Consider the following 10,610-nt stretch of genomic DNA (forward strand, 5'->3'; position numbering starts at 1 on the left):
ACTCCCATCGTTTTGGGTTTGGCCACATAAAAATTCATTATTACAGCGTTACATTCGGATAAGACTATGTCATTAAACCAGTTGAACTGGCTGAGTGTCGGTGTTGCGCTAACGTTACTGATGTTTTTGTAACACCTTCGCTTGCACATTGTAAAAAAGGTAGGATAACCCTTCGGTTTCCTACCTTTTTTGCTGTGTTACCGCTTTGAATTCAGCTTGTGCGTTAGCTGGTCAAGTCATCGAAAAACTTCTTCACACCATTGAAAAAGCCTTCTGATTTCGGCTTGTGCTTGGTCGCCGCTTCACCACCGCAAGACTCTTCAAACTCTTTAAGTAGCTCTTTTTGACGGGCACTGAGGTTCACTGGCGTCTCTACCACAAGCTTGACAATCAAATCGCCAATACCACCACCACGAACGCCTTTTACGCCTTTGCCGCGCATACGGAACATACGACCAGTTTGTGTCTCCGTTGGCACTTTAAGGTTCACTCGGCCGTCCAATGTTGGGACTTCCACCTCACCACCGAGCGCTGCCATAGCAAAGCTCACAGGCACTTCACAGTAGAGGTTATTACCATCACGCTCAAAGATGTGGTGTTCTTTCACGTGTACTTGTACATACAAGTCGCCCGCTGGTGCGCCCATCTCTCCCGCTTCACCTTCACCTGAAAGACGAATGCGATCGCCAGTATCCACACCGGCTGGAATCTTAACGTTAAGGGTTTTGCTTTTCTGTTTACGACCTTGACCATGACACACATTACATGGGTCTTTAATGATCTTGCCTTTACCGTGACAGGTCGGACAGGTTTGTTGAACCGCAAAGAAACCTTGGCGCATCTGAACTTGGCCATGACCATGACAAGTACCACATGTTTCAGGTGATGTGCCTTTCTTCGCGCCGCTTCCTTCACAGCTGTCGCAATGGACTAACGTAGGAACTTCAATTTCTTTCGACACACCACGTACGGCTTCTTCAAGCGTCAATTCCATGTTGTAGCGTAAATCAGCGCCACGCTGAGCGCGAGCTTGACCGCCGCCACGACGACCGCCACCAAAGATGTCACCAAACACGTCGCCAAAGATGTCACCGAAATCGGCACTACCGCCACCGAAGCCGCCGCCTCCCATACCGCCTTGTTCAAAGGCTGCATGGCCGTACTGGTCATAAGCGGCTTTCTTCTGTGGATCGAGCAGAACTTCGTACGCTTCTTTTACTTCTTTAAACTTATCTGCAGCGCTGTCATCACCCTGATTACGGTCTGGGTGGAATTTCATCGCTAGGCGTTTGTACGCCTTTTTGATATCACGCTCTGATGCATCGCGGCTTACGCCTAATACTTCGTAAAAATCACGTTTTGACATGTTTCTCGTCACCAAATTTATTACTGCAAACGGTCAACACCGCTTGGTGTTATATCTACCTAACTAATGGCTCTGGATTTTAGCGATCCCACACCAAAAAGACACTTTTAGTTAGATGGACATAATGTACAAACATACGGGCGTAAGAGTCTCCTCAAACGCCCGCATCATAGTTAAGTTAAGTCCGAATCAAGAATTACTTCTTGTCGTCTTTGACTTCTTCGAACTCTGCGTCAACCACATCGTCTTGAGCGTCGCTGCTTGCTTGCTCGCCACCTTGTGCTTGCGCTTGAGCTTGCTGCTGAGCGATTTCCATCAGTTTCTGAGCCGCAGTCATCAGTGCTTGAACTTTCGCGTCGATCGCTTCTTTGTCTTCGCCTTTACGTGCTGTTTCTAGCTCAGAAATCGCGGCTTCAATCTTCTCTTTCTCGTCAGCTGGAAGCGCATCACCCGCTTCTTCTACTTGCTTACGAGTACCGTGAATCATTTGGTCCGCTTGGTTACGTGCAGTCGCTAGCTCTTCGAACTTCTTGTCCGCTTCTTTGTTCGCTTCTGCTTCTTGAACCATTTTCTCGATGTCTTCATCGCTTAGACCACCAGACGCTTGGATAGTGATCTTCTGCTCTTTGCCAGTCTGCTTGTCTTTCGCTGACACGTGTAGAATACCGTCCGCATCAAGGTCGAAAGTCACTTCGATTTGTGGCATGCCACGTGGCGCAGGCTGAATGCCTTCTAGGTTAAATTGACCTAGAGACTTGTTGTACATCGCTTGCTTACGCTCACCTTGAAGAACGTGGATGGTTACCGCGTTCTGGTTGTCTTCCGCTGTCGAGAAAACTTGGTTCGCTTTGGTTGGGATAGTGGTGTTCTTCTCAACCAACTTAGTCATTACGCCGCCCATTGTCTCAATACCTAGAGACAGAGGTGTAACGTCAAGTAGCAGTACGTCTTTAACGTCACCCGCAAGTACGCCACCTTGAACAGCAGCACCCATAGCTACGGCTTCGTCAGGGTTTACGTCTTTACGCGCTTCTTTACCGAAGAACTCTGCAACTTTCTTCTGAACCATAGGCATACGAGTCTGACCACCGACTAGGATAACGTCAGTGATTTCATTCACTGAAAGATCCGCATCCGCTAGTGCGACTTTTAGTGGCTCAAGTGAACGTTGAACAAGGTCTTCAACTAGAGATTCTAGTTTCGCACGCGTCACTTTCACATTCATGTGCTTAGGACCCGTCGCATCCGCTGTCACGTATGGTAGGTTTACGTCAGTTTGAGAAGTCGAAGAAAGCTCGATCTTCGCTTTTTCTGCCGCTTCTTTCACACGCTGCATCGCTAGAGGATCTTTCTTAAGATCGATGCCTTGCTCTTTCTTGAACTCTTCAACGAGGTAGTTGATAAGGCGGTTATCAAAGTCTTCACCACCTAGGTGAGTATCACCGTTGGTTGCAAGAACTTCGAACGTTTTCTCACCTTCAACTTCATCGATTTCGATGATAGAGATATCGAACGTACCACCACCTAAGTCATAAACCGCGATAGTGCGATCGCCGCCTTTCTTGTCTAGACCGTATGCCAACGCTGCCGCTGTCGGTTCGTTGATGATACGTTTTACTTCTAGACCTGCAATGCGGCCTGCATCCTTAGTTGCTTGACGCTGAGCATCGTTAAAGTAAGCCGGTACAGTGATGACCGCACCTGTTACTTCTTCACCTAGGAAGTCTTCCGCTGTTTTCTTCATTTTCTTCAGAACTTCAGCAGAAACTTGAGGTGCTGCCATTTTTTGGCCTTTCACTTCAACCCAAGCGTCACCGTTATCAGCCTTAACAATCTTGTATGGCATGATTTCGATGTCGCGCTGAACTTCTTCGTCTTCAAAACGACGACCGATCAAACGCTTGATTGCAAATAGCGTGTTTTCAGGGTTAGTAACTGCTTGACGTTTCGCAGGCTGACCAACCAATGTCTCGCCGTCTGTGTAAGCAATTACCGATGCAGTAGTACGTTCACCTTCTGCGTTTTCAATCACGCGTGGTTTGTCGCCGTCTAATACAGCAACACAAGAGTTAGTAGTACCTAAGTCAATACCAATGATTTTACCCATCAGGCTATCTCCGAATAAATTCTATTTTCGTTGTGCTATATCCCCTATGTGGGGATGGAGAATCGGGTTTCAACCCTTGCTCACAAACAAAAATAATCATGTTTGCTTCTCTATGCCCCTTAGATAAGGTCTGGAATTACCTTTTCAAGGGACAAAATGAAAAAAATCGTAATTTTTGTTTAGAAACAACAAAGCGAGGCCGAAGCCTCGCTTTGCTCGCTACTCTATCGCGCATAATGTCGCGATTATTTCGGTTTACTTCGCTACCATCACCATGGCAGGACGAATCACGCGTCCGTTCAACTCATACCCTTTTTGCATCACAAACATCACCGTGTTCGATTCATGATCAGGGCTTTCCTGAATGGACATCGCTTGGTGCTGCTCAGGGTTGAACGCTTCACCTTCTGGGTTGATCTCTTTCAAACCAAACTTAGACACGGTATCGACAAACGTTTTATGCGTCAGTTCAACACCTTCAAGAATCGGCTTGACCGCTTCATTCTCTCCGTCTGCCGCTTGAATCGCACGCTCTAGGTTATCAATCACCGGTAACAGCTCTTCAGCAAACTTATTCAATGCGTATTTACGTGCTTTGTCGATCTCGGTTTCCGTACGGCGACGCATGTTTTCGACTTCTGCTTTCGCACGCAATACACCGTCTTGCTGTTCTTGAATTTTCGCTTCGCTTGTCAGTAGCGCCGCTTCTAGTTGAGCAATCTTCGCGTCTTTTTCATCACCCATCTCTTCAAGCTCAGCTTCCACTTCTTGTGCTGCCGCTTCGGCTTTTTCCGCTTCTTCGATGATTTGATCAAGCTCTTCTTCTTTAATCTTGTTTTCTTCGTTGCTCATGGTCTCTCCAGAATTCAATGTTCTTTGTACTTAACGGCTCAGTTTGCCACCACCAAATACAAAAAATTCGCACAATTAGCTAACTTGCCATTATTATGGGGATGTAGATTGTCGATTCAAGCCTATTTAGCGCGGAAAACTTATGAAAAAACCTTTTGAAGTGATCGCTATCATTGGTAAGCCCAGAGATCAGCAGGCTATCCAAACGCACCGAGAACTGTACACTTGGTTAAAATCAGAAGGTTATCAGGTTCTTATCGATGATCGCCTCAGCGAAATCTTAGATGACCTACCGCAACAAGATTTCGCCAGTTTGATTCGGCTGGGCAACGTCGCAGACTTGGCGATTGTCGTTGGTGGTGACGGCAACATGCTAGGCGCCGCTCGTGTGCTGTCGCGCTTTGACGTGCGCGTCATTGGTGTGAACCGAGGAAATCTCGGCTTTTTGACGGACTTAAATCCCGAAGACTTTCAAGCGGCGCTGAAAACCGTGCTAGCGGGAGACTACATTGAAGAAGAGCGCTTTTTACTTGAAGCGGAAGTCCATCGTCATGGCCAAGTTAAAAGCCACAACGCTGCGCTAAACGAAGCGGTACTTCACCCCGGGCAAATTGCGCACATGATTGAATTCGAGGTCTATATCGATAATAGCTTCGCGTTTTCTCTGCGTGCGGATGGCATCATAGTCTCAACGCCGACCGGCTCTACGGCTTATTCGCTCTCTGGGGGCGGTCCAATTCTGTCGCCTAGCCTCAACGCTATCTCGCTTGTCCCTATGTTTCCCCATACCTTGTCGAGTCGACCTTTGGTCGTTGACGGAAAACGGCGTATCAAGCTACTGGTGTCGCCCGATAACCGAGGCACACAGGAAGTCAGCTGTGATGGTCAAGTGTCATTGCCCGTCTCACCGGGGGATGAAATCCATATTTATCAAAGCCCTAACGTCCTGAAACTTATCCACCCAACGGAATACAGCTACTATCATGTGCTGAGAAACAAACTGGGCTGGTCCAGCAAGCTTTTCTAACAAGCGGCCCTAAACAGAGATGAACACTTGAAAGGTTGATGTACACACATCAACCTTTTTTAATCGCCCTCACAAAATTTGTTGCCACCATCTTTACTGTATAAAGAAACAGTATATACTGCTTCTTTATACAGTATTGTTCATTTAAACAGGTGCTAAAAATGCTGGCTCATCTAAGTGTGAATAATTTTGCGATTGTAAAATCTCTACAACTTGAACTCTCTAAAGGAATGACAACCATCACCGGTGAAACGGGCGCAGGCAAGTCCATTGCGATCGATGCGCTCGGCTTATGCCTTGGTGGCAGAGCGGAAGCCAGCATGGTTCGCCAAGGTGAAGATAAAACGGAAGTCAGTGCCGCGTTCTCACTAGAAAACAATATTCACGCAACACGATGGCTAGAAGATAACGACCTGCTCGATGGGAGCGACTGCATTTTGCGTCGTATCATTAGCAAAGAAGGCCGCTCACGAGCCTTCATTAATGGTAGCCCAGTCCCTCTCTCTCAGCTCAAGTCGCTCGGACAACTGCTGATCAATATTCATGGCCAACACGCGCATCATCAATTGATGAAACCTGAGCACCAACTCGCCATGCTCGATCAGTACGCTGGGCATATACACTTGCTCAAAAGCACTCGTAATGCTTACCAACTCTGGCGTCAGGCGGACATTCATTTCAAGCAACTTAAAGAAAATAGCGCAGCTAACCTTGCGCAAAAACAGTTGCTTGAATACCAAATTAAAGAGTTAAACGAACTCTCTCTAGGGGAGGAAGAATATGAAGAGCTCGAACAAGAACACAAACGCCTCTCCAACAGCGGAGAGCTCGCCACCACCTGCCAACAAGCCATTGAGCTTATTTACGAAGGTGAAGAAGTTAATGCGCTTGGTATTCTCCAATCAGCCAGTCAGTCCTTGATTCAACTTGCAGAACTCGACGATAAGTTGGCTGCACTGCCTAATATGCTGGCGGAAGCCCTGATTCAGATTGAAGAAGCCAACAATGAGCTTCGCAACTACCTCGACAATATTGACGTTGACCCTGCGCGCATGGCTTATGTAGAAGAGCGATTCTCCAAAGTGATGTCTATCGCACGTAAACACCATGTGATGCCAGAAGCTTTATATCAACATCACCAAGAGTTGTTGGCACAAATCGACGCGCTAGACTGCTCCGATGACAAACTCGAGCAACTGGAAAATGAGGTGAGCAAGACTTTTGCAACTTTTGTCGAGCACGCAGAAAAACTGAGTAAATCACGTTCACGATACGCCAAAGAGCTCAACAAGCTGATTTCAGCCAGCATGCACGAGTTGAGTATGGAAAAAGCGAAGTTTTGTATCGATGTGGTCAGTGATACGGCGCATCCGTCTCCACTTGGCCTCGATCAAGTATGCTTCTTAGTCTCAACGAACCCCGGCCAACCACTTCAACCGATTGCCAAAGTGGCATCTGGAGGGGAACTTTCACGCATTTCCCTAGCCATTCAAGTCATTACTGCGCAGAAAGTCGACACACCAAGCCTCATTTTTGATGAAGTGGATGTCGGTATCAGTGGGCCAACCGCCGCCGTAGTCGGTAAAATGTTGCGAAAATTAGGAGAATCTACCCAGGTTCTCTGTGTAACTCACTTACCGCAGGTCGCCGGATGTGGTCACCAGCAACTGTTTGTTGCCAAAAACACTAAAGCAGGTAAAACGGAGACACAGATGCGTGTTCTCGATCGCAATCAGCGCATTAGCGAGCTTGCCCGCTTGTTAGGTGGAAGTGAAATTACCGACTCAACCTTAGCCAATGCAAAAGAGCTCCTAGTCGCCGCTTAGGGTGACTCAACAATAGATCCCGCTCAGGTTAGGTAGCCAAAGTTCCCTAGCTCAGGAATTTTGGCTCGAATTTGCAACCTAATTCAAAAATCATGGTCTGAAACAGTTCAAATGCCGATGAGCTTTTTACATTACAAGCAAGCTTGTTTATTATCGGCTCAGTTTTAGAACCCTCTGCAGTAAGAATACTCGTATGCAACTAACTAAGTGGCTTATCGCATTACCACTCGCGATCACAACCCTGACTGGCTGTTCATTATTAGAGAAGCTGGTGTATCGCATTGACATCAACCAGGGCAACTATGTTGAGCAAGAAGCGGTAGAAAAACTTAAATTCGGTATGACCAAAGAGCAAGTACGTTATGTGATGGGCTCACCGATGTTGGTTGAAAATGGCTACCCTGACACTTGGTACTACATTTACCATCACACTAAAGGCCACCATGACTCGATTCAAAAAAACTTAGTGGTCAACTTCAATGGCAATGGTCAATTGGTTGATGTGACTGGCGACTTCACCGCCAGTGACGATTTTTTTGAAAGTATCAATTAATAAAGTGCCTATTCGTTGAGGCGCTATTCGCGCAAAAACGTAAAACGCTGACAAGATGTCAGCGTTTTTTGATTAGGCCTGTTCTTTCCTAAGCGGGTTCTTTTTGCCCCCTGTCACTGGATCTGCGCTTCCGGCCGCTTTGGCTTGTTCTGCTCGCTTGCGTCGGATCTCTTTCGGGTCCGCTAATAAAGGTCGATAAATTTCGATTCTATCTTTGTCTCGGACAGTCGCATCCAACTTCACATTGCGACTAAACACCCCAACTTTATTTTTTGTTAGGTCAATATCGGGATAGCGTTCCAAAACGCCAGATTGCTTGATGATTTCCTCAACCGTCATCGACTTGTTGACCACCAAAGTGTAGACCCGCTGCTCATTGGGTAGCGCATACACCACCTCAACATGGATCATATCAGACTCAATACTCATAGCAGTTATATACCTGTTTCGCTCTTGCGGTAAAAGCATTGACCATATTGCTCGTCAACTCATTGAAGATTTTACCAAAGGCCATCTCAATCATTTTGCTGGAAAACTCAAACTCTAACTTAAGCTCTACTTTACAGGCTCGCTCATCCAGCGGTGTAAAATACCACCCCCCTTTCAAGGTTTTGAATGGGCCATCGACCAAATTCATGATGATCGCCTCACCAAAGTGCAACGTGTTTGAGGTGGTAAATGTCTTACTGATACCCGCTTTAGACACATCGACCGACGCCACCATGGCATCTTGGCACTCTTCAATCACTCGAGAACCGGAACAGCCTGGAAGAAACTCGGGATAACTCGCCACGTCATTGACCAACTCATACATCTGCTCTGCACTAAAAGATACCAGCGCTGAGCGACTGACTTGCTTCATATTGACTCCTTACGACTAAGCTTGGGCATCAAGCTGGCGATAATTTTACTTTTATTTGCACTCAGCGCAAACAAAGGGATTTGCTAAGCACTCAACCCTCTTTATAATGACCGTATTATGGCAAAGAAAAACTCAAAACAAAAAGCGGGTAGCAATACCATCGCGCTCAATAAAAAGGCTCGCCACGAATACTTCATCGAAGATGAGATCGAAGCAGGTCTAGAGCTACAAGGGTGGGAAGTGAAAGCCCTTCGCCAAGGTAAAGCCAATATTTCAGAAAGTTACGTATTTATGCGTAACGGTGAAGCCTTTGTGAGTGGAATGACGATCACTCCTCTAAATCAGGCATCGACACACGTAGTGGCGAACCCGACGCGTGTGCGAAAACTACTTATGAGCCGTCGAGAGCTCGACAACTTAACCGGACGCATCAACCGTGAAGGCATGACGCTTATCGCCTTGTCTCTCTACTGGTCTAAATCTTGGGTCAAAATGAAAATCGGCGTAGCAAAAGGTAAAAAGCTACACGACAAACGTGATGACATCAAAGATCGCGACTGGCAGCGTCAAAAAGCTCGAGTAATGAAAAGCGCGCTGCGCTAATCTTAACCACTTAAACGCATAGTGCTAGACAGGCATCACTAATCTGGTACTATGCATCAACAACCTTGGGGCTGATTCAGGATTCGACGGGAATTTTGCAGTCTAAGGTGCATGCCGAGGTGCGGTAGGCCTCGTTAACAAACCGCAAAAAAATAGTCGCAAACGACGAAAACTACGCACTAGCAGCTTAATACCCTGCTGAGAGCTCTCTCGCCCTAGCTTCCGCACGTAAGACGGGGACCAACGAGGGATCAAACCCAAACGCGCTAGCCCGGATTCTCCCACCTGAGAGATGAACGGCGAATTATAATTCAGGTTAGTCATTCATTCGCGTGTCGGTTCGCAGGTGGGTGGCGAAACTAAAGATCGACTAAGCATGTAGTACCAAAGATGAATGATTTTCGGACGCGGGTTCAACTCCCGCCAGCTCCACCAAATTCGTATACGAAGACGTTCTAGAACGTTTGAAAGCCCCGCTAAGCTCCTAGCCTAGCGGGGCTTTTTGTATCTATAATGTTCGAGATTGTTTTACTAGATTCGTAAAACTTGGTACCAAGCTATGTACCAAGGTGAGTTTAGTACTAAGCATCTTGGTACTAAGTTTGGTTTAGTACCCCTCAAGGAGCATTAAGATGGCTAGAAACGTAAAACCTCTAACTTTCACCGAAGTTAACAAAGCTAAACCAAAAGAAAAAGAATACACATTGAGTGATGGGCAAGGCTTGATGCTGAGTATCCGACCATCAGGTAGCAAAGTTTGGCTTTTTAAATATCAGAAACCCTTTACCAAAAAGCGTACTAATATTTCGTTTGGTAGCTTTCCCGAAATTAGTATTGCCGATGCTCGCAAGTTAAGGCTTGAGGCTCTAACTCTTCTCGCAAAGCAAATTGACCCTAGAGAACACAAACAACAACAGACACAAGGAAAACTTGCAGAGCTTGAGCATACCTTCGAAAAAATCTCAGAATCTTGGATGACCGTAAAAAAATCTACCGTTTCTGAAAAATATGCCACGGATATCTGGCGTTCATTTGAACTACACATATTCCCCAAGCTGGGGAAATTACCTATCAGCAAACTTACGGCAATTGACACCATCAACACTCTCAAACCAATTGCAGCAAAAGGCTCTCTAGAAACTGTCAAGCGCCTTTGCCAACGCATCAATGAAGTGATGGATTTTTCGGTAAATACGGGGATTATAAACTCAAACCCTCTAAGCAAGATTCACTCAGCTTTCCACGCCCCTAAAAAGAAGAATATGCCAACGATTACTCCAGAAGAGCTGCCTCAGTTCATGAAAGACCTATCTAGAGCAAGCATCAAACTTACAACACGATGCCTTATTGAATGGCAGTTGCATACTATGACAAGACCTAATGAGTCATCTGCCGCCCAGTGGTCAGAGATAGA

At 46.4% G+C, this 10,610-nt stretch carries 10 protein-coding genes and 1 other RNA gene; 6 read left to right on the forward strand and 5 right to left on the reverse strand.

All coding sequences use genetic code 11. The annotated features are described in order from the left end of the window. Positions 1-223: 223 nt before the first annotated feature. The 3 genes from dnaJ to grpE form a co-directional block, all read right to left on the reverse strand. Positions 224-1,366 carry a molecular chaperone DnaJ gene (gene dnaJ, locus AC6R0R_RS06970; protein ID WP_500626178.1) on the reverse strand — a complete coding sequence of 381 codons (1,143 nt, stop codon included), beginning with the start codon at positions 1,364-1,366 and terminating at the stop codon, positions 224-226. Between the two features lie 196 nt (positions 1,367-1,562). Then, positions 1,563-3,473, reverse strand: a complete 1,911-nt coding sequence (gene dnaK / locus AC6R0R_RS06975; RefSeq protein ID WP_500626179.1) for a molecular chaperone DnaK — start codon at positions 3,471-3,473, stop codon at positions 1,563-1,565. Positions 3,474-3,728: 255 nt separating this feature from the next. Then, positions 3,729-4,325 (reverse strand): nucleotide exchange factor GrpE, encoded by a 597-nt coding sequence (gene grpE / locus AC6R0R_RS06980; RefSeq protein WP_334551275.1) that lies wholly within the window; start codon positions 4,323-4,325, stop codon positions 3,729-3,731. Between the two features lie 142 nt (positions 4,326-4,467). Here grpE and nadK point away from each other — a divergent pair, with 142 nt between their 5' ends. The 3 genes from nadK (at position 4,468) to bamE (ending at position 7,731) form a co-directional block, all read left to right on the forward strand. Then, positions 4,468-5,352 (forward strand): NAD(+) kinase, encoded by an 885-nt coding sequence (gene nadK, locus AC6R0R_RS06985; RefSeq protein WP_334551276.1) that lies wholly within the window; start codon positions 4,468-4,470, stop codon positions 5,350-5,352. A 161-nt stretch (positions 5,353-5,513) separates the two neighbouring features. Further along, positions 5,514-7,178: a DNA repair protein RecN gene (recN, locus tag AC6R0R_RS06990; RefSeq protein WP_500626180.1), complete on the forward strand. Its 1,665-nt coding sequence runs from the start codon at positions 5,514-5,516 to the stop codon at positions 7,176-7,178. 193 nt (positions 7,179-7,371) lie between these two features. Continuing rightward, on the forward strand, positions 7,372-7,731 hold the full coding sequence (gene bamE / locus AC6R0R_RS06995) for an outer membrane protein assembly factor BamE (RefSeq protein WP_334551279.1): 360 nt from the start codon (positions 7,372-7,374) through the stop codon (positions 7,729-7,731). Positions 7,732-7,803: 72 nt separating this feature from the next. Here the strand turns inward: bamE and AC6R0R_RS07000 are convergent, their stop codons facing one another. Next, positions 7,804-8,160 carry an RnfH family protein gene (locus tag AC6R0R_RS07000; RefSeq protein ID WP_334551281.1) on the reverse strand — a complete coding sequence of 119 codons (357 nt, stop codon included), beginning with the start codon at positions 8,158-8,160 and terminating at the stop codon, positions 7,804-7,806. Continuing rightward, the gene (locus AC6R0R_RS07005; protein WP_500626181.1) at positions 8,150-8,593 is read right to left on the reverse strand and encodes an SRPBCC family protein; all 444 of its coding nucleotides are present in this window, start codon (positions 8,591-8,593) and stop codon (positions 8,150-8,152) included. The genes AC6R0R_RS07000 and AC6R0R_RS07005 overlap by 11 nt, the downstream gene beginning before the upstream one ends. Positions 8,594-8,710: 117 nt before the next feature. On the opposite strand from AC6R0R_RS07005, the gene smpB reads away from it, so the two are divergent. The 3 genes from smpB to AC6R0R_RS07020 all read left to right on the forward strand — a co-directional run. Continuing rightward, entirely contained in the window at positions 8,711-9,196 is a 486-nt protein-coding gene (gene smpB, locus AC6R0R_RS07010; protein ID WP_334551285.1) for an SsrA-binding protein SmpB, read from the forward strand. 67 nt (positions 9,197-9,263) lie between these two features. After that, positions 9,264-9,631, forward strand: a transfer-messenger RNA (tmRNA) gene (gene ssrA / locus AC6R0R_RS07015). A 197-nt stretch (positions 9,632-9,828) separates the two neighbouring features. After that, the coding region (locus AC6R0R_RS07020; RefSeq protein WP_500626182.1) for an integrase arm-type DNA-binding domain-containing protein at positions 9,829-10,610 on the forward strand (782 nt) is incomplete at its 3' end.

Source organism: Vibrio sp. R12-SW3-ISO1, from assembly GCF_059834005.1.

What these genes read in the sequence shown, in the direction of transcription:
- AC6R0R_RS07005 (WP_500626181.1), bottom strand. Translation starts at nt 8,593, where the DNA reads ATGAAGCAAGTCAGTCGCTCAGCGCTGGTATCTTTTAGTGCAGAGCAG.
- nadK (WP_334551276.1), top strand. Translation starts at nt 4,468, where the DNA reads ATGAAAAAACCTTTTGAAGTGATCGCTATCATTGGTAAGCCCAGAGAT.
- bamE (WP_334551279.1), top strand. Translation starts at nt 7,372, where the DNA reads ATGCAACTAACTAAGTGGCTTATCGCATTACCACTCGCGATCACAACC.
- grpE (WP_334551275.1), bottom strand. Translation starts at nt 4,325, where the DNA reads ATGAGCAACGAAGAAAACAAGATTAAAGAAGAAGAGCTTGATCAAATC.
- dnaK (WP_500626179.1), bottom strand. Translation starts at nt 3,473, where the DNA reads ATGGGTAAAATCATTGGTATTGACTTAGGTACTACTAACTCTTGTGTT.
- AC6R0R_RS07000 (WP_334551281.1), bottom strand. Translation starts at nt 8,160, where the DNA reads ATGAGTATTGAGTCTGATATGATCCATGTTGAGGTGGTGTATGCGCTA.
- recN (WP_500626180.1), top strand. Translation starts at nt 5,514, where the DNA reads ATGCTGGCTCATCTAAGTGTGAATAATTTTGCGATTGTAAAATCTCTA.
- dnaJ (WP_500626178.1), bottom strand. Translation starts at nt 1,366, where the DNA reads ATGTCAAAACGTGATTTTTACGAAGTATTAGGCGTAAGCCGCGATGCA.
- smpB (WP_334551285.1), top strand. Translation starts at nt 8,711, where the DNA reads ATGGCAAAGAAAAACTCAAAACAAAAAGCGGGTAGCAATACCATCGCG.